Origin of the sequence: Kaistia dalseonensis, assembly GCF_030814715.1 — a bacterium.
Taxonomy (GTDB): Bacteria; Pseudomonadota; Alphaproteobacteria; order Rhizobiales; family Kaistiaceae; genus Kaistia; species Kaistia dalseonensis.
On the sequence record NZ_JAUSVO010000003.1, the window covers coordinates 466,072 to 488,726 of the forward strand.

At 65.6% G+C, this 22,655-nt stretch carries 16 protein-coding genes, 1 tRNA gene and 1 pseudogene; 4 read left to right on the forward strand and 14 right to left on the reverse strand.

Going from position 1 to position 22,655, the window contains the following annotated elements:
- Window positions 1-31: 31 nt before the first annotated feature.
- Window positions 32-433 carry a DUF779 domain-containing protein gene (locus tag QO014_RS12715; protein ID WP_266349075.1) on the reverse strand — a complete coding sequence of 134 codons (402 nt, stop codon included), beginning with the start codon at window positions 431-433 and terminating at the stop codon, window positions 32-34.
- A 138-nt stretch (window positions 434-571) separates the two neighbouring features.
- The gene (gene adh / locus QO014_RS12720; RefSeq protein WP_266349076.1) at window positions 572-2,092 is read right to left on the reverse strand and encodes an aldehyde dehydrogenase; all 1,521 of its coding nucleotides are present in this window, start codon (window positions 2,090-2,092) and stop codon (window positions 572-574) included.
- Window positions 2,093-2,336: 244 nt separating this feature from the next.
- On the opposite strand from adh, the gene QO014_RS12725 reads away from it, so the two are divergent.
- The 3 genes from QO014_RS12725 (at window position 2,337) to QO014_RS12735 (ending at window position 7,812) form a co-directional block, all read left to right on the forward strand.
- Window positions 2,337-4,211, forward strand: coding sequence for a sigma-54-dependent Fis family transcriptional regulator (locus QO014_RS12725; RefSeq protein WP_266349077.1), 1,875 nt, complete (start codon window positions 2,337-2,339; stop codon window positions 4,209-4,211).
- 379 nt (window positions 4,212-4,590) lie between these two features.
- Window positions 4,591-7,056 (forward strand): DNA translocase FtsK, encoded by a 2,466-nt coding sequence (locus QO014_RS12730; protein WP_266349078.1) that lies wholly within the window; start codon window positions 4,591-4,593, stop codon window positions 7,054-7,056.
- 258 nt (window positions 7,057-7,314) lie between these two features.
- Complete coding sequence (locus QO014_RS12735) at window positions 7,315-7,812, forward strand: hypothetical protein (RefSeq protein WP_266349079.1); 498 nt, start codon at window positions 7,315-7,317, stop codon at window positions 7,810-7,812.
- A gap of 23 nt (window positions 7,813-7,835) precedes the next feature.
- Here the strand turns inward: QO014_RS12735 and QO014_RS12740 are convergent, their stop codons facing one another.
- The 7 genes from QO014_RS12740 to QO014_RS12770 all read right to left on the reverse strand — a co-directional run bounded on the left by QO014_RS12740 (window position 7,836) and on the right by QO014_RS12770 (window position 16,165).
- Window positions 7,836-9,014 carry a M24 family metallopeptidase gene (locus tag QO014_RS12740; RefSeq protein ID WP_266349080.1) on the reverse strand — a complete coding sequence of 393 codons (1,179 nt, stop codon included), beginning with the start codon at window positions 9,012-9,014 and terminating at the stop codon, window positions 7,836-7,838.
- Between the two features lie 275 nt (window positions 9,015-9,289).
- Window positions 9,290-10,660, reverse strand: a complete 1,371-nt coding sequence (locus QO014_RS12745; RefSeq protein ID WP_266349081.1) for an LLM class flavin-dependent oxidoreductase — start codon at window positions 10,658-10,660, stop codon at window positions 9,290-9,292.
- Window positions 10,661-10,687: 27 nt separating this feature from the next.
- Window positions 10,688-11,791, reverse strand: a complete 1,104-nt coding sequence (locus QO014_RS12750; RefSeq protein WP_266349320.1) for a pyridoxal-phosphate-dependent aminotransferase family protein — start codon at window positions 11,789-11,791, stop codon at window positions 10,688-10,690.
- A 56-nt stretch (window positions 11,792-11,847) separates the two neighbouring features.
- Complete coding sequence (locus QO014_RS12755; RefSeq protein ID WP_266349082.1) at window positions 11,848-12,696, reverse strand: ABC transporter permease; 849 nt, start codon at window positions 12,694-12,696, stop codon at window positions 11,848-11,850.
- Entirely contained in the window at window positions 12,693-13,601 is a 909-nt protein-coding gene (locus QO014_RS12760) for an ABC transporter permease (RefSeq protein ID WP_266349083.1), read from the reverse strand. Before QO014_RS12760 ends, QO014_RS12755 begins: the two co-directional genes overlap by 4 nt.
- Before the next feature lie 267 nt (window positions 13,602-13,868).
- Window positions 13,869-14,981 carry an ABC transporter substrate-binding protein gene (locus QO014_RS12765; protein WP_266349084.1) on the reverse strand — a complete coding sequence of 371 codons (1,113 nt, stop codon included), beginning with the start codon at window positions 14,979-14,981 and terminating at the stop codon, window positions 13,869-13,871.
- Between the two features lie 29 nt (window positions 14,982-15,010).
- Complete coding sequence (locus QO014_RS12770) at window positions 15,011-16,165, reverse strand: ABC transporter ATP-binding protein (protein WP_266349085.1); 1,155 nt, start codon at window positions 16,163-16,165, stop codon at window positions 15,011-15,013.
- Between the two features lie 521 nt (window positions 16,166-16,686).
- On the opposite strand from QO014_RS12770, the gene QO014_RS12775 reads away from it, so the two are divergent.
- Window positions 16,687-16,763, forward strand: a tRNA-Arg gene (locus tag QO014_RS12775).
- Between the two features lie 93 nt (window positions 16,764-16,856).
- On the opposite strand, the gene QO014_RS12780 is transcribed toward QO014_RS12775, so the two are convergent.
- The 5 genes and pseudogenes from QO014_RS12780 to QO014_RS12805 form a co-directional block, all read right to left on the reverse strand.
- Window positions 16,857-17,573, reverse strand: coding sequence for an energy-coupling factor ABC transporter ATP-binding protein (locus tag QO014_RS12780; RefSeq protein ID WP_266349321.1), 717 nt, complete (start codon window positions 17,571-17,573; stop codon window positions 16,857-16,859).
- A 264-nt stretch (window positions 17,574-17,837) separates the two neighbouring features.
- Window positions 17,838-18,566, reverse strand: a pseudogene (locus QO014_RS12790) (energy-coupling factor transporter transmembrane component T family protein); the annotation flags it as partial.
- 159 nt (window positions 18,567-18,725) lie between these two features.
- Window positions 18,726-20,495, reverse strand: coding sequence for an amidohydrolase (locus QO014_RS12795; RefSeq protein WP_266349086.1), 1,770 nt, complete (start codon window positions 20,493-20,495; stop codon window positions 18,726-18,728).
- Between the two features lie 237 nt (window positions 20,496-20,732).
- Entirely contained in the window at window positions 20,733-20,909 is a 177-nt protein-coding gene (locus tag QO014_RS12800; protein WP_266349087.1) for a hypothetical protein, read from the reverse strand.
- 256 nt (window positions 20,910-21,165) lie between these two features.
- Window positions 21,166-22,326 carry an NAD-dependent formate dehydrogenase gene (locus QO014_RS12805; RefSeq protein WP_266349088.1) on the reverse strand — a complete coding sequence of 387 codons (1,161 nt, stop codon included), beginning with the start codon at window positions 22,324-22,326 and terminating at the stop codon, window positions 21,166-21,168.
- Window positions 22,327-22,655 lie beyond the last annotated feature (329 nt).

Here is a 22,655-nt window from a genome sequence, read left to right on the forward strand (position 1 = left end):
CCAAATCGGCGATACGACCGACGCGGCTTGATCAGCGCTCAGCGAGGGCTGGGGTTCCGAAGCGTTCGATCGGGGTGAGGTTCGGCAATTCGGCGTCGTCGAACAGGCGGGAGCGGGTCAGGAACCTGACCTCTCGGCCGTTCTCCAGCGAGAACATGCCGCCACGGCCCGGCACGACGTCGATGATCAGTTGCGTGTGCTTCCAGTAATCGAACTGGGAGGGGCTCATGTAGAACGGCGCGCCGCCGATCTCGCCGAGCCGGATATCCTCGTCACCGATGATGAATTCATCCTTGCGGAAGCACATCGGCGACGAGCCGTCGCAGCAACCGCCCGACTGGTGAAACAGGATATCGCCATGCTCTGCCCGCAACACATGGAGGAGGTCGAGTGCGGCGGGCGTCACGGTCACGCGAGGAACGGCAGGGGTCATGACCGGGGCTCCTGTTCAGGTCGAAGGTGCCGCGCCGATATCCGGCTCGGCGATCGGGGCTCGGCGATGCCCGCTCGGCAAGGGGGCGGCTCCGAGCGGCGGACGGGCCCTTGGGCCCGCCCGTTTCGTCGAGCCCGTTTAGAAGAAGCCGAGCTTCTTCGGGCTGTAGCTCACCAGCAGGTTCTTGGTCTGCTGGTAATGGTCGAGCATCTGCTTGTGGTTCTCGCGACCGATGCCGGACTGCTTGTAGCCGCCGAAGGCCGCATGCGCGGGATAGGCGTGGTAGCAATTGGTCCAGACGCGGCCGGCCTGGATTTCCCGGCCGAAGCGATAGGCGCGGTTGCCGTCGCGGGTCCACACGCCGGCGCCGAGGCCATAGAGCGTGTCATTGGCGATTTCGAGCGCCTCTTCCTCGGTCTTGAACGTCGTGACCGATACCACCGGCCCGAAGATCTCCTCCTGGAAGATGCGCATCTTGTTGTGGCCCTTGAACACGGTCGGCTTGACGTAATAGCCGCCCGCGAGCTCGCCCGGCAGGATGTTGCGCTCGCCGCCGATCAGCACTTCGGCGCCTTCCTGGCGGCCGATGTCGAGATAGGAGAGGATCTTCTCGAGCTGCTCGCTGGAGGCCTGGGCGCCGATCGCGGTGGTCGGGTCGAGCGGGCTCGCCTGCTTGATCGCCGCAATGCGCGGCAGCGCCTTCTCCATGAAGCGATCGTAGATGTCTTCCTGGATCAGCGCGCGGCTCGGGCAGGTGCAGACCTCGCCCTGGTTGAAGGCGAAGAGCACGAAGCCTTCGATCGCCTTGTCGAAGAAATCGTCGTCCGCGGCCGCGACGTCGGAGAAGAAAATGTTCGGCGACTTGCCGCCGAGTTCCAGCGTCACGGGAATGAGGTTCTGGCTGGCATATTGCATGATCAGCCGGCCCGTCGTCGTCTCGCCGGTAAAGGCGATCTTGGCGATGCGCGACGAGGACGCGAGCGGCTTGCCGGCCTCGAGGCCGAAACCGTTGACGATGTTGAGCACGCCCGCCGGCAGCAGGTCCTGGATCAGTTCGGCGAGGATCAGGATCGAGGCCGGCGTCTGCTCGGCCGGCTTCAGCACCACGCAATTGCCAGCGGCAAGCGCCGGGGCGAGCTTCCAGACCGCCATCAGTAGCGGGAAGTTCCACGGGATGATCTGGCCGACGACGCCGAGGGGCTCATGGAAGTGATAGGCGACGGTGTCGTCGTCGAGCTGTGAGAGCGAACCTTCCTGCGCACGGATGGCGCCCGCGAAATAGCGGAAATGGTCGGCTGCCAGCGGCACGTCGGCCGCCGTCGTCTCGCGGATCGGCTTGCCATTGTCCCAGGTCTCGGCAAGGGCCAGCAGGTCGAGATTTTCCTCGATCCGGTCGGCGATCCTGTTCAGGATCAGCGCGCGGGCGGCCGGGCTGGTCTTGCCCCAGGCCGTCTTGGCGGCATGGGCGGCATCGAGGGCGAGCTCGATGTCTTCCTTCTGCGAGCGGGGGACCTCGGTCAGCTTCTCGCCGGTGATCGGCGTCGTATTGTCGAAATAGCGGCCGCCGACAGGCGCGACCCATTGGCCGCCGATGAAGTTCTCATAGCGTGCCTTGAAGGGCGACTTGGTCTTGGAGGTGAGAAATTCGGGCTTGTTCATGGTTTCCTCCCATGGTGAACACGCCCTCTCATCAGCACCGGCCGTGCCATCACCGTCCCGCGCAGTGCAGCAATCGTTGCTGCATGACGGTAAGAGCTTGAGATAGAACACGCGGCGCCAAGATGCCGGAATGTTCATTCGGCCGCCTATGGACGTACTGGGAAAATCGGTGCAACAGTTTCCCGATGAACTGGGGTGTACTGCAACGACTGTTGCAGAACGCAACAGTCGGGAGGACAGGCTCATGCAATCGACGATCGTCAAGGATACTGTCCAGACGGCGCGCCGGCGCTTTTTCGACGAAGGCTCGTTGCCGGAGGGTCTCGTCGCCGCGCCGATCCTGCGGTCGTGGCAACGCTGCGCCACGCAGGGACTGAACGCCGAGGACAAGCCGCGCGTCGAGCCGCTGAGCGCACCGGAACTGCGCCTCCTGCACGAGCGCAACGATCTGCTGCGCCGGATCACGCGGCCGGAAATGGCGGCTCTGCGCGCCGAGGCGCGGTTGACCGACAGCGTCGTCATCCTGACCGACAATAGCGGGCTGGTGCTCGACATGGTCGGCAATGCGGAATTCGCCGGCCGCGCCTCGCGCGTGGCGCTGCGCCCGGGCGTTCAATGGGACGAGATGGCGATCGGCACCAATGCGATCGGCACGGCGCTGGTCGAGAAGCGGCCGATCGGCGTGCATGGCAGCGAGCATTTCTTCGATCCCCACCGGATCCTGACCTGCGCGGCGGCGCCGATCTTCGGACCGCGCGGTGAACTCTCCGGCGTGCTCGACATGTCAGGCCATGCCTCGGTCCGCCATGTCCATGCGCTCGGCCTGGTGCGCCTTGCCGTCGAGCAGGTCGAGCATCGGCTGTTCGAGCGCGGCTTCGAGGATTGCACCGTGCTGCGCTTCCACCAGGACGCGGAGCTGGTCGGAACCGCGCAGGAGGCCGTGCTCGTCTTCCGCGACGATCGCCTGGTCGCCGCCAACCGGCGCGGGCTGGGCTTCCTGAAGCTCGATTGGAGCGCGCTCGACCAGACGCGGCTGAGCGAACTCTTCGAGCAGCCCGACCGGATCGGCGAACTCGGCCAGCTCAGGACCCGGACCGGCGAGGATTTTCGCGGCCGGATCGCCGCGCCGGAGGAGCGTTCGGTGCGCGCCGTCGCGGTCGCCCCGCGCGCCTCGGCCGAGGTCGAACCCTTTTTCGGCCAGGCGACCCGCGCAGCCCTTGCCCGCGCCATCCGCCTCGTCGATGCCGACGTGCCAGTGCTGGTCCATGGCGAGACCGGCAGCGGCAAGGAGGTCTTCGCCCGCCGCATCCATGCCGGCAGCGCCCGTTCGGCCAAGCCCCTCGTCGCCATCAACTGCGCGGCCCTGCCGGAGGGGCTGATCGAATCCGAACTGTTCGGCTATGAGGAAGGCGCCTTCACGGGCGCGCGGCGGCGGGGCCATGAGGGGCTGTTGCGCCAGGCCGATGGCGGCATCCTGTTCCTCGACGAGATCGGCGACATGCCGCTCGTCCTGCAGGGTCGGCTGCTCAGAGCGCTGCAGGACCGGCAGGTCGTGCCGCTCGGCGGCGACAAGCCCGTCAGCGTCGATTTCGCCCTGCTCTGCGCCACACACAGGCCGCTGGCCGATCTGGTCTCGAGCGGCACCTTCCGCTCCGATCTCTATTTCCGCATCGCGCAATATGTCGTCGAACTGCCGCCGCTCCGCGACCATGCCGATCGATCCGCCCTGATCGACACCCTGTGGGACGAGCTCGGCGGCCGGCGGGCCGGCGTGACATTGGCGCCTGAAACCTTGCGGCGGCTCGCGGCCCATGACTGGCCCGGCAATTTCCGGCAACTGGTCGGCACGCTGCGCGCGCTGCTCGCCCTCGCCGAGCCGGGCGAGCCACTCGATGCCTCCGCCCTGCCGGCTGATATCGGCATGGGCGACAAGCCGGCCACGCGCAAGGAAGAGGTTGTACCGCCCCGCACCGCCAATACGCTCTCCGCACTGACGCGCGAGGCGATGAGCGAGGCGCTCGCGGCCCATAATGGCAATGTCTCCCGCGCCGCCAGGAGCCTCGGCATCGACCGCACGACGCTTTATCGCCGGCTGCTCTGGCGGGGCGCGCAATCCTGAGCCGAAGGACCGTCCGAACGCACGTCGTCACCTGAACCGGCCCGATTCGAGCGCACGCTCGCCATAGCGCCCGACGGGATGGCGAAGGCCTTGTTTTCGCTCGAACCGGCGGCCGCGCAGCATGGTCCCGGGGCCGCCCGGCGCGCCGAACCAATCTGTGACTTATGCGCCATAGAAAGAAAATTCTTCGGAGCCGATTGGCTGATTTCCGCCATTTCGACGGTTAACGCTCCGTTTTCGCGGTCTCGATTCAAACCCTTCGTTAACGCTGTCCTCCTTATCCCTGAGTGGGTCTCAAACAGATGGCGCACGAGCGCCAGGGTCAGCGGTAAACATGCGTTCTTCGACACGGCCTCCACATTTGATCGACGGTCAAAACTTGGACAAGACCGCCTCGCCGAACGGCAGGGAGGTCGGTCTCACGCGCGGCAATCCGCAGGCGCCACGGCCCGACGATCCAAGGCTACGCACGGCGGCGGTTCCGCCTGTCACCGAACTCGTCGATCCGGAAGCGGTTCCGAGCTGGTTGCGGCCCTTCACGGCGACGCCGACCACACGTTTTACGCGCACGCCCGAATATCTCATGAAGTCGAAGGGCGCGCAGGCGGAGGAGCCGGCCGAGCCGACTCTGGCCCGCTCGCGGCCCGAACCGCAGGCGCCAATGCCGGCGGCTCCGGCCACTCCGACGCCTGCACCAGCCGCCAGCACGCCGGCACGGACGGCACCACCCGCACCTGTCCAGGGCACGCCGCCCGGCATGGCGAACCGTCAGCCGGTTGCGCCAGCTCCCGTCGCGCCGGTTCAGCGCGCCCCCGTGCCGCCGCAGGCCGCACGGCCCGCTCCCGTTCCTCCGGCGCCGGTTCCGGCCGCGCCCGTGGCCGAAGAAGAGCGCCCGGTGGCGCCGCCGCTGCATATCCGCAAGCTGGCGCGCATGATCCAGACCGACGTCCGCGAGCCGGCCAAGCCGGAAACGCAGGACGACCGGCCGATCCGCGAGATTAGGGCAGAACGGCGCGCCGAGAGCATGGCGACGGCGCAACCCGTCGAGACCGCCCCGGTGCAGCCCACGATCCTGCCGATCCAGGCGCCGCTCCGCGCCTCGATCAGCGTTTCCTTCTCCTGGCCCGTCGAGGAGCCGCTCGCGCCGCCGCCGCCGGTCCAGGCCATCGAGCCGGCAGCGCCGGTTGTCGCCCGGCCGCGGCTGGTCGTCGTCGAGCCGGAAGAGATCGTCGAGGACGAGGCGCCTGTCGTGGATCATCGTCCCGAAGGCGCGGCGCTCGACGCGCTGCGCTATTATGACGGCGACGATTACGAGCACCCCTCGCTCGAACTCCTGGCCGAGCCGCCGGAAATGGAGCCGGATTCGGAGCTTTCCGAAGAGGCGCTCAACAAGAACTCCGTCACGCTTCAGCAGACGCTGCGCGATTTCGGCGTGCGCGGCGAGATCATCGACGCCAATCCCGGCCCGGTCGTAACCCTCTATGAGCTGGAGCCGGCGCCCGGCACCAAATCGTCCCGCGTCATCGCCCTTTCCGGCGATATCGCCCGCTCGATGAGCGCGGTTTCGGCCCGCGTCGCCGTGGTCGAGGGCCGCAACGTCATCGGCATCGAGCTGCCGAACGCCCGCCGCGACACGGTCTGGCTGCGCGAGCTGCTCGCGAGCCATGACTTCGCGGAGGCCAAGGCCAAGCTCGGCCTCTGCCTCGGCAAGACGATCGGCGGCGTGCCCGTCATCGCCGATCTCGCCAAGATGCCTCACCTGCTCGTTGCCGGCACCACCGGCTCGGGCAAGTCGGTCGCGATCAACACCATGATCCTGTCGCTGCTCTACCGGCACCGCCCGGAAGAGTGCCGCCTGATCATGATCGACCCCAAGATGCTGGAACTCTCCGTCTATGACGGCATCCCTCATCTGCTGACGCCCGTCGTCACCGATCCGCGCAAGGCCGTCGTGGCGCTGAAATGGGCCGTCCGCGAGATGGAGGAGCGCTATCGCAAGATGTCGCGCCTCGGCGTGCGCAACATTGACGGCTTCAATGCCCGCGTCGCCGAGGCCTCGGCCAAGGGCGAGATCATCACGCGCCAGATCCAGACCGGCTTCGATCGCGAGTCGGGCGACACGATCTTCGAAGACGAGATCATGGACCTGACGCCCCTGCCCTTCATCGTCGTCATCGTCGACGAGATGGCAGACCTGATGATGGTCGCCGGCAAGGACATCGAAGGGGCGATCCAGCGCCTCGCACAGATGGCGCGCGCCGCCGGCATCCATCTGATCATGGCGACGCAGCGCCCCTCGGTCGACGTCATCACCGGCACGATCAAGGCGAACTTCCCGACCCGTATCTCCTTCCAGGTCACCTCCAAGATCGACAGCCGCACCATCCTCGGCGAGATGGGCGCGGAGCAACTGCTCGGCCAGGGCGACATGCTCTACATGGCCGGCGGCGGCCGCATCCAGCGCGTCCACGGCCCCTTCGTCTCCGACCACGAGGTCGAGAAGGTCGTGGCGCACCTGAAGCTGCAGGCGCGTCCCGAATATCTCGATGCCGTCACCTCCGATGAGGACGAGGAGGCTGGGGCCGGACCGGCGCCCGCAGCGGCTGGCTCGGAAGACGGCGCTGTCTTCGACAAGGGCGCATTCGGCGACGACGGCGCGGACATGTACGACCAGGCCGTGGCGATCGTCTTCCGCGACCGCAAGGCCTCGACGAGCTACATCCAGCGCCGGCTGCAGATCGGCTACAACCGCGCCGCCTCGATCATGGAGCGGATGGAAAACGAGCGCATCGTCGGCCCGGCCAACCACGCCGGCAAGCGCGAGATCCTCGTCGACGGGCGGTAGGCAAACTGATCAGTCGGAACGACGAAGGGGCCGGTGCTTAGCACCGGCCTTTTCTTTTGAGCGTTTGAGCTGAACTCCATCAACGCGTCGTTTTCCGTCGGGATTAGCTAAAAGAAGCGTCCCAACTGGTGTGTCAGCCAAGGTGGCACAGAATGACACTTTCAATCGTATGCTGCAGCCAAGTCGAGTGATTGCGGTTGCACCAATCTCATTTCCACGCTTCTCTTGATCCGAGACACTGAGTTTTCGGGGGCCCATATGAAACGAATAGTGTTGCCGCTGGCGGCATTTTGCATTGTCGTCTTGCCGTCCATCGCGCGTGCCGATTGGCTCACCAACGTCGAAGACGACATTTTCTCAGGCGGCAAGAAAGCGACCATGCTCGGCTATATTTCAGCCGGATCATTTTTTACTGCCGACTGCGTCACTGATGGATCGGTCAGCTTGGCCTATGCGGAAAAGGGCAAGTGGGTGGATGGATTGGACCTTCTGAAGTTCCGCCTGCTCGTTAAGGTCGACGCGGGCGCTGTGCGAGAATTTGTCGGCAAGGCGAGCCAGCGCAACGATGAAACCTGGCAGGTCGAGGCAACAGACCAGGATGATGTGCTGGCAACCATCAAGGCGATCGGAAACACCAAAAAGCAGGTTCTTATCGGTCTACAAGAGCCTGTGACAGGTATGAAGTATTCTGGAACTGTGACAGCCCGTGGCTCGACTCGAGCCGTCAAGCAGTTTGTCGAAGCCTGCGGCATCTGATCTATTGTCACATCGGCTGTCGGTCACACCAGCAGGACGATCTCGTTCTGGATCGGCGTGGTGACGCTCGGGCCGGCGACGGGGTCGAGATAGACGTTGATCTCGAGCCGGACGCCGAACTCCGGCAGGTAGATCGCCGGCTCGATCGAGAAGCCCGTGCGCGGCAGGATGCGGCGCGTGTCATGCGTCTCGAGATTGTCGAGATTGACCCCGAGCGCGTGCAGCCTTTTGCCCGGACCCATGCTGTGGCCGGTGCGGTGGTGGAAATTGTCGCCATAGCCCGCCGTCGCGATGATGCCGCGCGCGACGTCGTCGACCTGCCAGCCGGCCAATGTCTCGCCGCGCGCCCAGGCGGAGCGGATCGCCTCCAGCGCCGCGTCGCGGGCGTGCTTGACGATGTCGAACACGCTCTGCAGCTTCTCCGGGATCTCGCGGCCGGCATAGGCGCCCCAGGCAATATCGGAATAGACGTTGCGCTCGCCCGGATAGCGGGCCCAGAAATCGATCAGCAGCCAGTCGCCGAGCCCGATCGGCGACGAGGACTCCGGCCGCGGCTCGTAATGCGGCGTGCCGGAATGGCCGTTGACCTGCACGACCGGATGACCCTCGGTCTCGAGCCCGAGCCGCTCGAATTCGGACACCATGAAGCTCTGCACCTCATATTCCGAGACCGCGCCGCCCTTGCGGATGGCGCTGCGCACGAGGTCGAAGGCCGCATCCTTGATGCCGGCGACCGCGACGCAGGCGCGCTGGTGGCTGTCGATCGCGAAGTCATCCCAGGCGGAGGCCGAGACCTGAAACAGATCGGCGGACGAAACGAGATCGTAGCCGACCTCGCGCAGCCATTCGACCGTGCCGGCATCGATGAAGGAGGCGGTCGGCACGGCGCCCATCGGCGAATATTCCACCGCGAGCCGCTTCGTATTGCCCAGCAGTTCGCGGACGATGGCGCGCATCTCCTCCCAGCCGCGATAGATCCGCTTCTCGACCTTGAAGTCGATGAAGAACATCTGGTCGACGGTGTGCAGCACGAGCACCGGCTCGCCTTCGCGCGGGACGATCAGGAAGGCCCGACGCGTCGGCGCCCTGCTCTCGCCGAGCAGACTCCAGAAGAACAGATTGCTGCCGCGATAATCATAGAGCAGCCAGCCATCGATCCCCTCTGCCTTCATGAAGGACTGCGCGGCGGGAAGCGAAAACATGTTTGGCCTCATTGTGGATACTGGTCGTCATTTCTCTGCCATCTCCACGCGCTGCCGTCATCCCGGGCGGAGCGAAGCGGAGACCCGGGACCCATTCATCCGTGAACGGGGTTCAAGCGTTGACAGTAGAGCGTGGCATGCCCCCTCCCTAACCCTCCCCCGCTTTGCGGGAGAGGGGACATACCGCGCTCTACGAAGCGTCGAGCCCGCCGAATTCAAGCGGGTCCCCTCTCCCGCAAAGCGGGGGAGGGTTAGGGAGGGGGCGTCACAGAACATCAACCCCGCCAGAATTTCTTGCCCGGGTGATCATCCCGAAGCCGTGCCTGGCCGGCGCCATAGATGTTCTCCCGAAACGTCGTGCCTTGATAGGCCGGCCGCATCAGGCCGCGGCGACGCAGTTCCGGCACGACATATTTCACCGTGTCGGCGAAGGTACCGGGGCGGATCGCATAGGTGATGTTGAAGCCGTCGAGATCGGCGATGTCGACCCAGCGCTGCATCTCGTCGACGATCGTCTTGCCCGAGCCGACGAATTTCGGCCCCATGCCGCCGACGCCCATATAGTCGGCGATGTCGCGCAGCGTCCAGACGCGGTCCGGATCGGCATCGGCGAAGAGGTGCCGCGTGAAATGGGCGGCGTTCGGGTTGATTTCGGTCAGAGGCTGGTCGGGGTCGAATTTCGACACGTCGACACCCAGCGGGCCGGCAAACTGCACCATCGCGCCCTCATAATCGGCATAGGAGAGCAGCTCGGCATATTTCGCCTGCGCCGCCTCATCCGTCTCGGCCGCGACGATGGTCGTCACGGCGAAGGCCCTGACGCTCCTGGGATCACGACCAAGGGCCGCGGCCCGCGCGCGGACATTGGCGACGACCGGCGCGATCACCTCGGGCCGCGTGCCATGCACGAACACGCCCTCGGCATGCGTTGCCGCGAATTGCTGGCCGCGCGCGGACGAGCCGGCCTGGAACAGCACCGGCGTGCGCTGTGGCGACGGTTCGGCGATGAAGGCATCGGGCACGCTGAAATACGGACCCTGATGGCGGATTGGATGGACCTTCGCCGGGTCGACATAGACGCCCCTCGCCTTGTCGATCACGACGGCATCGTCCTCCCACGAGCCCTCCCAGAGCTTGTAGAGCACCTCCATGAACTCGTCGCCGCGATCATAGCGCTCGTCATGCGACATCTGCTCGGCCCGGCCGAGATTGCGCGCGGCGCTATCGAGATAGGAGGTGACGATGTTCCAGCCGACACGGCCGCCGCTCACATGGTCGAGGCTCGTCATGGTGCGGGCGAAGGCATAGGGCTGCTCATAGGTGAGCGAGACCGTCATGGCGAAGCCGATATGCCGCGTCGCCGCCGCCATCGCCGAAACCAGCGTGGTCGGGTCGTTGATCGGGACCTGGGTCGCTGTCCGCAGCGCCGCGTCGGGCTTGCCCTGATAGACGTCGAGCATGCCGAGCACATCGGCCATGAAGATGCTGTCGAAGCCCGCCCCTTCCAGCATCTGCGCCAGTTCGATCCAGTAACGGACATCCTTGTAGCGATGCGACTGGTCTTCCGGATGGCGCCAGAGGCCGGAGGAAATATTGACCGGCGAGGCGTTCTCGAAGGCGTTCAGATGGATGAGCCGTTCGGCCATGCGCGCTTGCTCCGGATGATCGACGGTTCAGAGAATGGCGAGCGCATAGGTGAGCGCCACGGCCTCGGCCGCCGCGCCGACATCGACCGTGATGCCGAGCTTGCCGAGCGCCGCGCCATAGCCGACGACGCTGGCAATGACGGAGGCAAAGGCCGCGCGCGCGCCGGTATGATCGAAGCGCACCAGCCGATCCTTGATATCGCCGAAGCCACGGCCGAGCGCGATGCCGAATTCGGCCGCCGTCGCGATCAGCACTTCCGCGTCGATCCCTTCCGGCACCGGCGCAGCCGTCACGAGCGCCGAGGCGGCATGGTCATCCCTGATCCATGGCTCGATGCCGAGCGCGCGCAGCCCTGCCCGGCTGGCGCGAGCCGCCAGCTGATGCCGCGCGACGAGGCGGTCTATGCCCTCGGCCTCGACGCGGTCAACGGCGGCTTCCAGCGCCCAGAAGTCGAGCGGCGGTGGCGTACCGGGCAGCACGCCACGGCCGCGATCGAGCCAGTTTTCCTTGAGGTCCAGCAGCGAGAGAATCGAGGGCGAGAAGCGCGGCGTCGCGGCGATGTGCGCCCAGGCGCGTTCGCTCACCGTCACGGCCGAGAGCCCCACCGGCCCGCCCAGCGCCTTTTGCGGCCCGATCGCGACGATGTCGACGCCGAGTGAATCGATGGCGAGCGGATGGGCACCGACCGAGGCGACGGCATCGACGACGACGAGGGCATCGCGCGCCCGGGCGAGCGCCGCGATCTCGGCGATCGGGTTCAACGCGCCATTCGCCGCCTCGCCATGGACAACGGCGAGGATATCGAGCGACGGCAGATCGTTGATCGCGGCCTTCACCGCCACGAGCTCGATCGGCTGTCCCGGCTCGGCGACCACGTCATGGACCGTGACGCCGCCGCGCCTGAGCCAGGCACTGAAATAGGTGCCATAGGGGCTGGTGATGATGTTGATCGCGGTGAGCCCCGGCCGCGCAATACTGGCCGCGACCGCCTCCAGCGCCAGGATCGCCTCGGCCTGGATGAACAGAAGATCCGCCTCGGTGGCGAGTAGCCGCTTCAGCCGGTCGGCGAGCGAGGCATAGCGATCGGCCGGATAGTTCGGGACGTCGAGAAGGGCGTTATAAGACGGCATCGGCACGGGCGCGGACCTTGTTGGGGCGATAGTCATGATCTCGGGCGATCGTCATCTCAGGCGATCGTCATGGCGGCGCCCGACCGTCGCGCCAGCCGATAGAGCAGTGCGGCGATGCCGAGCATCAGGAGCGTGAAGACGAACACGACGGCGGCGGCAGCATAGACGGCCGGCGACGGGCCATATTGCAGGCTGCCATAGAGATAGACCGGCAGCGTGTTGACCTGCGGCGTGGTCAGGAATGCCGAGACAACGAGATTATCGAATGAAAACGTATAGGCCATGATGCCGCCCGCAGCGACGGCCGGGGCGATCTGCGGCAGGATGATGAACCAGAGCGTCTTCAGCCGCGAACTGCCGAGATCGGCGGCGGCCTCCTCCACGCGCCGGTCGAGCGTCAAGACGCGCGCCCGCACGATCAGCGCCACGACGGCGATCGCCATCGGCGTGATGCCGGCGACGAGCGTCGCCATGCCGAGCGGAATGCGCGTCACCGCATAGGCCAGCAGCAGCGAGACGCCGATCACCGTCTCCGGCACGATCAGCAGCACATAGGTCAAGCCGGCCAGAACCTTGCGCGCGATCTGGCTCGGGTGGCGCACCAGCGCATAGCCGAGCGCCGAGCCGATGATGATCGATATCAGCGCCGACCAGAAGGCCAGGACGAGGCTCGTCTGCACGGCACGGCGCAACGAGAGATCGTTCCAGGCCGCCGGGTACCATTTGAGCGTCCAGCCGGTGATGGTCGCGGTCTGCTTGTTCACGACGCCCAGATTGAACGAATAGACGAGAGCCGCGAAAATCGGTCCGAACAGGAAGACGATGGCGGCGACATACCAGAGGAACAGCCCCCAATCGGTGGCGCGCTGACCCCATTGCCCCCGGCTGGCTGTCGAAATGCTCATTGGCCGACCTCCGCGAAACCCTTGGTGAGCCGCGCGAGGCCGGCGACGATCACCGCGATCGCGAGCAGGATCAGCACCGCCATGGCGGAGCCGAGGGGATAATTCTGCGATTGCAGATATTGCGAGGAGAGCGCCTGCCCCATCAGCACGCCGCGGCTGCCGCCGAGCAGCTTCGGGATCACCATTTCGCCCAGCATGGGCACGGCCGTCAGGAGCACGGCCGTCGCGATGCCGGGCCGGCTCATCGGCAGCGTCACGAACAAAAAGGTCTCGAGCCGCGAGGCGCCGAGATCGCGGCTCGCCTCCAAGAGCGGCCGCGGAATGCGGTCGAGCACGACATAGAGCGGCACGATGGCGATCGGCAGATAGGCATAGACCATGCCGATGAAGACGGCGGTCTGCGTATCGAGCACGTCAAGCGGCCCCGAGTGAAGATTCAGCACGTTCAGCACCGCTTCGGCAAAGCCATCGCGCGACATCAGCATGTGCAGCGACATCACGCGGATCAGGAAGCTCGAAAAATAGGGAATGAGGATCAGCACGATCGCCAGCACGCGATGGCGGCTGGTGTGGCGCGCGATGAAATAGGCGACCGGATAGGCGACGGCGAGGCAAAGCGCCGAGGCCGACGCGGCGAAGATGATGGTGCGGATGAACGTCGCGCCATAGAAGCCGGACAGCGCGGTCCTGTAATTGTCGAGGGTGAAGGCGAGTTCGACGCCACCGAAAATATTGCGCCCGAACGAGAACACGACGGTGAAGCCGAGCGGCGCCAGGAAGAACAGCGCGAGCCAGAGCGTCGGGATGCCCGCCAGAAGATGATCGACCAACCGGGCGGAGGGCGCACCGAGCCGGCCGCGAGCAGGCTTGATTACGTCAAGAGGTACTGAGGTGAGGGTCGACACGGCCGAGATCTATTCCATTCCAGCATTTGCAACCAGACGCCAACGCCTTTCGCGTCCGTCATCCCGGGCTTGACCCGGGACCCATTCAGCGGAAGCGAAGGTCGCCTTGCGGCAAACAATACGGCTGAATGGGTCCCGGGTCGAAGCTCCGCTTCGCCCGGGATGACGGAGCTTTCTTGAGAGCATCGCTGCTCGATCCAAACTCCGCTTGAACCCTCCCGCGAGGGGAGGGTTAGGCTGTGCGGGCTGCCGAACCGTTCCGGGAACTCAGCCGGCGGCCGCCTGGATCTCCGTCTGAACCTGGAGATAGGTGCCGATGGTCTCGGGATTGACGACGAAGGAGGTCAGCTTCTTGAAGTCGAGATCCTTGCCGCCGAAAATCAGGTCGGCATTCGGCGTATCGGCGCCGATCTTCTCGCGCAGCCCCGCGACCGCCGCCGGGAAGCCGACATATTTCGTCTCGGCGAGCTGGACGTCGGGCTGCAGCATGAACGACAGGAAATCATAGGCCTGGTCGACATTCGGCGCGTTCTTGGGAATCGCGTAATTGTCGACCCAGAGCTCGCTGAACGGACCCGGAACCGACCATTTCAGCTTCGGATTGAGGCCGATCGCGGCCCGCGCCGTACCCTGGTTGGTCTGTGCCATCACGATCGAGCCGTTTGCGACCGCGTTCGGATCGAGGCCCGAGAAGGATTTCACATGCTTGGCGAAGCTCTTCAGCCGCTCGCCGGCCGCCTTGATCTCCTCGACGGTCGCGGTGTTCCAGTCCTTGCCCTGCAGCCAGAGCTCGGTGCCGATCGTCTCCCAGCCCGAATCCGACAGGCGGATCTTGCCGGAGACCTCGGGCCGCTCGCCGGCCTTGAAGAAATCCTCCCAGGTCTTGATCTCGCCGCCGGTCGCTTCAGGATCGTAGACGACGCCGAGCAGGCCCCAATCCTTCGGGATCGAATATTTGTTGCCGCGATCATAGTCGCGATCGAGCAGGTCCTGGTCGAGCGAGGCGAGGTTCAGCCGGGTGTGGTCGAGCTCGGCCAAGAGGCCTTTATCGGCCAGCTGCTTGATCCAGCTCGACGACGGGATGACGATATCGAAGCCGGCGCCGGCCGGGCTGTTCAGCTTGGCAAACAGCGTCTCGTTGGAATCATAGGTCGTGATGTTCGGCGTCACGCCCGACTTCTTGGCGTAGGTGGCGAGGTTGTCGGCCGAGAAATAGTCCGGCCAGCTATAGATGTTGAGCTGGCCCGTGCCGGCCGCATTCGCCCGGAGCGAGCCGGGAAAGGCCGCGGAGAGCGCCGCCGTTGCGGGGGCCGCACCGAGCAGGCCGAGCATGGTGCGCCGGCTGAGCAGGGATTTCGGAGGAGATGAGCGATCGACCATCGGCGTTATTCCTCTATTGAAAACGAAAATCAGGCTGTGGGCTCGTCGCGATAGGCGCGGACCGACGCCGCGCCGAAGGTGACGAGAACGGGATCGCCGGGCGCCAGCGCCTCGGGCGAAGAAGAGGCGGAACCGGGCGCGAAATCGGCTCCAGGACGATCGGACTGACGCTGCACCACCGCCTCGAAGGCCGTGCCGCCCGCCGTCACCGCGCGCAGGCGCAGCGATGGCCCGATTGCGACACTGTCGACGATCCGCGCCGCAATGCGGTTCGGGCCTGTGGCCGCGCCGGCATCGGCCGGCAGAAAATGCGTCGCCTCCGGCCGGACGACGACCAGCGCGACATCGCCGACGCCAAGCTCCGGCGCGACATAGCCAGCCGCGATCGGCCCGTAATCGGAGACCAGTGCCCCCCCTGCCCGCTCGACGCGCGCGCGAAAGACATTGGCGCTGCCGACGAAGAGCGCGACCCAGGCATTGGCCGGCTCGTCATAGACTGCGGCCGGGGCACCGATCTGCTCGAAGCGGCCATCGCGCATGACGGCGAGCCGGTCGGCCATGCCGAAGGCCTCGTCCTGGTCGTGCGTCACATAGATGAAGGTGGCGCCGAGTTCGGTCTGGACCCGGCGCAGCTCGCGCTGCATCTCGTCGCGCAGCTTGCGGTCGAGCGCGCCGAGCGGCTCGTCGAGCAGCAGCACCGCCGGCCCGTTGGCGAGCGCGCGGGCGAGCGCCACGCGCTGCTGCATGCCGCCGGACAGTTCGTGCGGCCGCCGCTCGGCCGCCTCGGAGAGGCGCACGAGATCGAGCAATTCCCGCGCCTTGGCCCGCCGCGCCGCGCGCGAAGCGCCCTGCATGCGCGGCCCATAGGCGACGTTCTCGAGCACGCTCATATGGGGAAACAGCGCATAGGACTGGAAGACCGTATTGACCTTGCGCCTTTCGGCCGGGAGGAAGGTCACATCCTCGCCCGCAATCGCGACCGTGCCCGCATCCGGCGTCTCGAAGCCGCCGATGATCCGCATGACGGTCGTCTTGCCGCTGCCACTCGGGCCGACAATGGCGAGAAATTCGCCGGGCGCGACATCGAGGGACAGCTCGCTCAGTACCAGGCGGCCGTCATAGCTCTTGCTGATCCCGGAAAGCGAGACCGCGTCGGTGAGGGGCTTCGATGCCGCGAGAGTCATGTCGTTCCATATCCAGGCCGCGAACAGGCGCCGCGACCATTCTTCGGCGAAGACCTCGACACCGCCGCGCCATCGGCCAGAACCGTCGGCCGGGATCGATCGAACAGGGACGCGCCCCGGGTCGATCACGACAACCAGAACGCATCAACAGCCCCAAGGACAGCCCAGCCTCGCAAACCTTTCGAGCATTATTGTTCAAAATCATAAAGTTGACAGGGGTATGATTTCAATTCGGCCCCCGAATTTCAATTTTCACCGCGATTTTGTCGCGAAACTCGCAAATGCGTTCCAACCTCATGGAGAGCCGGCGATCAGGCCGTCTGCGGCAGGCATGAAAAGCCCCTTCCCGAGGCTCGCGCCCCGCCCGTACCGCGCGATCCCGCCCCAGGCGATCACCTCTGGGATGCATCGCATCGCCCCGCCTGCGATCCGGGGATAGCGCGCGATCCATCGCCATTCACCATTGAAGCGGCGAGATCGTTCGGCTATGAAGACCGCGACGCGCCTTGGCGCGACCGGCCGCACCCGTAGCTCAGCTGGATAGAGCGCTGCCCTCCGAAGGCAGAGGCCAGGGGTTCGAATCCCTTCGGGTGCACCATACTTCAATTCAGAACTGTGAACCGCAAACGCTGCCGTTTTCCCGCTCGAAGCGTACAGTCTCTGTGGGCTCATGCCCGCGCGAAGCGACGCCTCACCGGGCGGATGGCGGGGCCGGATGTAGATGGAGATGGCTGTGCGTATGGGCATGGGCGTGGATCTCCGCAGGCTGAAGCGTGCCGCCGTCGATGATCATGGCGCGGGTCGCGAAGTCTGCCACGAAGGCCGCGTCGTGCGAGACGGGCAGCATCGCGCCCGGGAAGGCGCGGAGTGCGTACCTCAGACGGCGGCCGTTCTTATTGTCGACGCCGTTGGTGGGCTCGTCGAGCATGAGCACATCCGGCTTCATGGCGAGGAGTCCGGCGAAGCAGACGAGGCGTTTCTCACCGCCTGACAGGCGATGGCTAATGCGCTCCGCAAGATGGCCGATGCCGAGATCTGCCAGTGCGGCCACACCGCGTCGTTCCGCCTCCGTCTCATCGCAGCCAGTATTGAGCGGGCCGAAGGCGACGTCTTCGATCACCGTCGGGCAGAAGAGCTGATCGTCGCTGTCCTGGAAGAGATAGCCGATCCGCGGCCGGTACTGCCGGAACGGGCGCTCTTCGCCGCAGGCGGCTCCGAACAGCCGCACTGTGCCGCTCGCAGGCTTTTCGAGGCCGACGATCGTGCGCAGCAGCGTCGTCTTGCCCGCGCCGTTGGGGCCGACGATCGCGAGGCGCTGGCCGGCGACAAGGCTGAGGGTGGCGCCGTGCAATACGGCGATGCCATCGCGCGTGACGCCGACATCCTCCAACGCGATGAGCGCGCTCAAAATCTGTCTGCCCCGACGACGGCGACGGCGGCGAAACGCATCCAGTCCGGCCCCGTCGGCGGCGAGTGTGCACGACGTGGGAAGCGCCCGCCATAGCCACGGCACAGCATCGCCTCCTCGATGCGGCGCGACCTGTCGAGCGCGCACACCTGCAGCATGCCGATCAGATTGCCGTGGCTCCGCCATGTGTGACGGCTGGAGCGGGGTCGAAAGCCGCGCGCGCATCGCGTCGTGAAGCCGGCGGGCCTCGTCGCGGACCAACTGGAGATAGCGCGCCGTCATGGCGATGAGGCGTGCTACCGGCTCCGGCAATCCAAGATCGCGCAACGCCGCGCCGAGGCGAGACGCTTCGACCTGCCCGAGCATCACCATCAGCACGAGAACGCAGGCGGAAGCCTTGCAGGCTATCAGCGCGGCCCGCTCCAGCCCTTCGAGGCTGGCCGTGACGACGCCGATCGAGGCGATCGGCTGTGCCGGCGTCGTCAGCGGCAGCATCAGGAAGAGCAGCGCCATGAAGCCCTCGACATGCTGCAGCCGATGCCAAAGGTGCCTTTCCAGTCGCATGAGCCAGGCGACCGTCACAGACACGGCAAGGACGATCGCCGCCACAGGCAGCAGATGGACCTGCGAGATGCAAAGGATGAGGATGAAGGCGGCGACGATCTGCAGTCTGAGATCGTGCGCCGCCATCGCTTGCGACGACCCAAGACCCAGTTCGCCATGCCGGCCAAGCCGAGAATCAGGAAGACGCCGGAGACCGCATCGGTGAGGCGCAGCCGCAAATCCATCTGGTCGATCTGCTCCATCAGCGGCTCGACCTGTCGCTGGACGGCAGCGTCGACCAGCGCAGCGCAGTTCTTCGGGCTGTTCGTTTATCATGTCGTGGCCGCAGCCGGGCGGCCCCGCGAGCCAGGTGTTCGCGCGCATATCGGCGATACTGTAGGCGTTCTCCCGCACGGCGGCACAGTCAAGCAGGCAGCTTATCGCGAGCATCGGTGCGGTTCCGCCCGCGCTCCAGGCTTCCCTCGGCGTCACGTGGCTGGCCTTGACCTCAGCGGCTGCAATCGCGCTGGGGATTGTCCTTCGTCCGCGTCCTTTTCAGCAAGATGCTCGTGCCCTGCGGCCCGAGATCGTACGCTCTGCTCCGATCCCTCAGGCCGCGCGGTAGACGCTCTTTCCCTCCTTGATCGTCTCGACGACTTTGAGTGTGATCAACTCCTCGGGTTTCACGGCGAGCGGGTTGGCGCTCAGGATCACGAAGTCGGCGAGCTTGCCGGTCTCGATCGTGCCCTTGCTCGCCTCCTCGAAGTACTGAATGGCCGGCCAGATCGTCATGGCTTTGAGCGCGGTCAGCGTATCAACCCTTTCCTCGGGCCCGAGCACATAGCCTGAGCGCGTCACGCGGGTAACCGTCGCCGACAGCACGCGGATCGCGTCCGGGTTCGCGACCGGCGCGTCGTGATGGCTCGTAAAGATCATGCCGAGTTTCCGCGCCGAGTTGCAGGGCGAGATGCGTTCAGCCCGCTCTGGTCCCAAGACCGAACTGCGATGCCAGTCGCCCCAATAGTAGGTATGCATCGGGAAGAAGGAGGGCAGGACAGCGAGTTCTTTCAGCTTCGGCAACTGGTCGAGCCTCGCAGTCTGGCCGTGTACCAGGACAGCGCGCCGATCGCCGGGACCGTGCTTCGCGGTCGCCGTCCCGACCGCCTCGATCAACCAGTCGACCGCCGCGTCGCCGTTGGCATGGGTGAGGATCTGCCACCCATTGGCGAAGGCGAGATCGACGGCGTCGACGATTTGCTCCTTGGTGATCGCCGCGTAGCCGCGATAGTCGGGGCGCTGCCCCTCCGGCGGCTTGTAGTAGGGCTGCGAGAGAAACGCCGTCTTGCCCTGGGGCGAACCATCGATGGTCGCCTTCGCGCCGCCGATCCGGACGCGGTTCTTGTAGTCGCGCGACGGCGCAATCTCCCCAATTGACTGAAAGATGTCGGGATAAACGACGACATCGACATCGAGCAGCCCGGCCTCGCCTGCCCTCGCCAGCATGGTCGCGCTGCCGGGCATGGCACGACCCTCCTGGACGGTCGTGTAGCCGAAAGAAGCATAGAACGCGGCGCCCGCCTTGATCATTTCAAGATAGGCTTGCGCGTCGAGACGGCCGAGAAGCTTGCCGGCGGCACCGAAGAAGGCCGCCTCCTCGCAAACGCCGTTTGGCGTCTCTCCATCGGCTTCGCGACGCAGCGCGCCGCCGGGCGGATTGGGCGCCCCCTTCATCAGACCTGCATCCTCGAGGGCTTTGCTGTTCAGGACCCCGAGGTGGCCCGACTGGTGGACGATCAGGATCGGAGTTGCCGGTGAAACGGCGTCGAGGTCGGCGCGGGTCGGGTGGCGTTGCTCCTCAAGCTGTGAGTCATCGTAGCCGAAGCCGACGATGACGCCGTAGCGATTGATGACCTCGCTGTTCCTGGCGATCCAGTCGCGCAGGATGCGCTGCAACGCAGGAATGCTGTTGCCCTCGCCGTCAGGCGCCGGCAGAAGGTTCGCTGCGAGGGCCTGCAGCCCGACCATCACGACATGGCCGTGCGGATCGACGAAGCCGGGGAGCATCGTCTTGCCCATGAGGTTGACGGTCGTGATCAGACCTGTCGCTTGGCTTTCGACCTCGGCACGGGAGCCCACGGCGACAATTCTGCCGCCACGCACGAGCACCGCCTCGGCGGACGGCTGAGAATCATTGATCGTGACGATCGGGCCGCCAACATAGAGCGTATCGACGCTCTCAGTCGCCGCCTGCGCCGGGCTGCAAAGGAAGCTACGCGCCGTGCCGGCAAGGGCGATGCCAGCGATCGTTTGTTTCAGAACTCTTCGGCGCGAGATGGCTTTGGCGAGGGCGCCGGCGAACGGACTGCAAGCGATACACATGGATTGATCGCTCCCCAAGAATTTCTCGTGTCGCGCTAGTCGATCCTCCGGTCGGGATAGAGCGACCCATCACGGCATCAAATGCCCTCTTCGACAGCGAACGCTAGCACCGGAACCATTTTGCCACTTTGACTTGCATCAATATCGGAGACGTTGGGGCCGAGCCACCAAAAGGCTCACTCACGGCTCTTCAAAGAGCTTCCACTTCTGATACGCCTCGGACGACGGTCGAGATCATCATGGCAGCGGGATGGGGTGGAAACCCTCGGCTGAAGCACGGGCGGGAAGGTTCATGAGTCGACGCCCTTGGCCGCTCACTGCAGTGTCGTGAGCCTTCAGATGCGCCGCATCGATCATGATGCGCTCGGGCGTCGGCCGCTCGTCGGCGCGTCCGACGAAGATACGGTCAAACACGCCCAGCCCGCTCAAGCGTATGACGCGGCTGTTGAGAGTCTTGAGTGCACCGCAGCCCGGCTGCGTCCTTCCGCTGGAGGCCGTTGTCGACCGCGTATCGGGATCGATGCTGATGGCATCGACCCCGAGGTGACACGACAAAAAGCAGGAGCCGGCCGATCCAGGCGCTCACGACAGCGGAGACGACAAGCACCAGAGCGAGATGCGCGGCGCCGTGACAATCCCGCCGCCTCTTGGCGGTCGTAATCCGCGGCCCTCAACGCAGCTTGTATGATTGCGCGCCGGTGCCCGCGAGCTTGCCGCCATCGACGATCAGATATTCCGGACGGATCGGACGGCCCTCGAAGAAGCATTCGAGGATCTCGAGCGTGCCGGCGGCATAGCGTGCCTGGGCCGATAGCGAGCTGCCGGACATATGCGGCGTCATGCCATTGAAAGGCATCGTCCGCCAGGGATGATCGGCCGGGGCCGGCTGCGGGAACCACACATCGCCAGCATAGCCCGCGAGCTTGCCCGAGTTCAGCGCCCGCACCACCGCGTCGCGATCGCAGAGCTTGCCGCGCGCAGTATTGATCAGATAGGAGCCGCGCTTCACATGCTCGAACATGCGGTCGTCGAACATGTTCTCGGTCGAGGGATAGAGCGGCGTCTGAAGGTTGATCACGTCGCAGGCCGCGACGAGCGATTCCGGCGTCTCGTGGAAGGTCAGTCCCAGTTCCTTCTCGACCGCCTCGGGCAGACGATGCTGGTCCATATAGTGCAGATGAACATCGAAGGGCTTCAGGCGCCTCAGCACGGCGAGGCCGATGCGGCCGGCCGCGATCGTGCCGAAATGCATGCCTTCGAGATCATAGCTGCGGCTGACGCAATCGGCGATGTTCCAGCCGCCATTGGCCGCAATCTGATGCGCCGGCAGGTAGTTGCGGACCAGCGACAGCACCATCATCACGACATGCTCGGCGACGCTGATGCTGTTGGAATAGGTCTCCTCGGCGACGGTGACGCCGTGGGCGGCGGCGGCCTGCAGATCGACATGGTCGGAGCCGATGCCGGCGGTCAGCGCCAACTTCAGCTTCTTGGCCTTGGCGATCCGCTCCGCCGTCAGATAGGCGGGCCAGAAGGGCTGCGAGATCACGACATCCGCATCCGGCAGATGGCGATCGAACTCCGAATCGGCGCCGTCCTTGTCGCTGGTGACGATCAATTCGTGGCCGAGCTTCTCCAGATAGGAGCGCAGGCCGAGCTCGCCCGAAACGCAGCCGACGAGTTCGCCCGGCTTGAAGCCGAGCGGCCCGACCGGGGTCGGGGTCGTCTGGCCGCCGGGATAGGCGGTGATCGCGGGGATTGTGTCCCGGGCATAGGCCGGCGGATAGCCGGTGACGGGATCGGGATAGAGAACGCAGAGAACCTTGGCCATGATGGGCTCCTTTCGGGGAGGACGAAAAATGGGGCGCGACCGGGATGGCCCGAGACGGGGGCGGCGCGGTGGACGCGGAGGGCTCGGCGAAGGGCTTTGCTTCGCTGGCGGTTGCCCCCCCGGGAAGGACGGGCCAACCGAACGCGGACGACGGTGGCATCCCGGGCGCGAGGGGATTTTCAGGGCCGGATCCCTGCATATCTCGAATATCCGGCGTCGTTTCCTGATCGAAAGCCGCCGCGTCGCGCGAAGCTGATCGAGCGGCTTCGGCAGGCGGGCGATCCGCTGGAGACGGCGTCGCCGAGGCGAAGCGGCAGAGCGGAGCGGTA

What these genes read in the sequence shown, in the direction of transcription:
- QO014_RS12715 (WP_266349075.1), bottom strand. Translation starts at nt 433, where the DNA reads ATGACCCCTGCCGTTCCTCGCGTGACCGTGACGCCCGCCGCACTCGAC.
- adh (WP_266349076.1), bottom strand. Translation starts at nt 2,092, where the DNA reads ATGAACAAGCCCGAATTTCTCACCTCCAAGACCAAGTCGCCCTTCAAG.
- QO014_RS12725 (WP_266349077.1), top strand. Translation starts at nt 2,337, where the DNA reads ATGCAATCGACGATCGTCAAGGATACTGTCCAGACGGCGCGCCGGCGC.
- QO014_RS12735 (WP_266349079.1), top strand. Translation starts at nt 7,315, where the DNA reads ATGAAACGAATAGTGTTGCCGCTGGCGGCATTTTGCATTGTCGTCTTG.
- QO014_RS12740 (WP_266349080.1), bottom strand. Translation starts at nt 9,014, where the DNA reads ATGTTTTCGCTTCCCGCCGCGCAGTCCTTCATGAAGGCAGAGGGGATC.
- QO014_RS12745 (WP_266349081.1), bottom strand. Translation starts at nt 10,660, where the DNA reads ATGGCCGAACGGCTCATCCATCTGAACGCCTTCGAGAACGCCTCGCCG.
- QO014_RS12750 (WP_266349320.1), bottom strand. Translation starts at nt 11,791, where the DNA reads ATGCCGTCTTATAACGCCCTTCTCGACGTCCCGAACTATCCGGCCGAT.
- QO014_RS12755 (WP_266349082.1), bottom strand. Translation starts at nt 12,696, where the DNA reads ATGAGCATTTCGACAGCCAGCCGGGGGCAATGGGGTCAGCGCGCCACC.
- QO014_RS12765 (WP_266349084.1), bottom strand. Translation starts at nt 14,981, where the DNA reads ATGGTCGATCGCTCATCTCCTCCGAAATCCCTGCTCAGCCGGCGCACC.
- QO014_RS12770 (WP_266349085.1), bottom strand. Translation starts at nt 16,165, where the DNA reads ATGACTCTCGCGGCATCGAAGCCCCTCACCGACGCGGTCTCGCTTTCC.
- QO014_RS12795 (WP_266349086.1), bottom strand. Translation starts at nt 20,495, where the DNA reads ATGTGTATCGCTTGCAGTCCGTTCGCCGGCGCCCTCGCCAAAGCCATC.
- QO014_RS12805 (WP_266349088.1), bottom strand. Translation starts at nt 22,326, where the DNA reads ATGGCCAAGGTTCTCTGCGTTCTCTATCCCGATCCCGTCACCGGCTAT.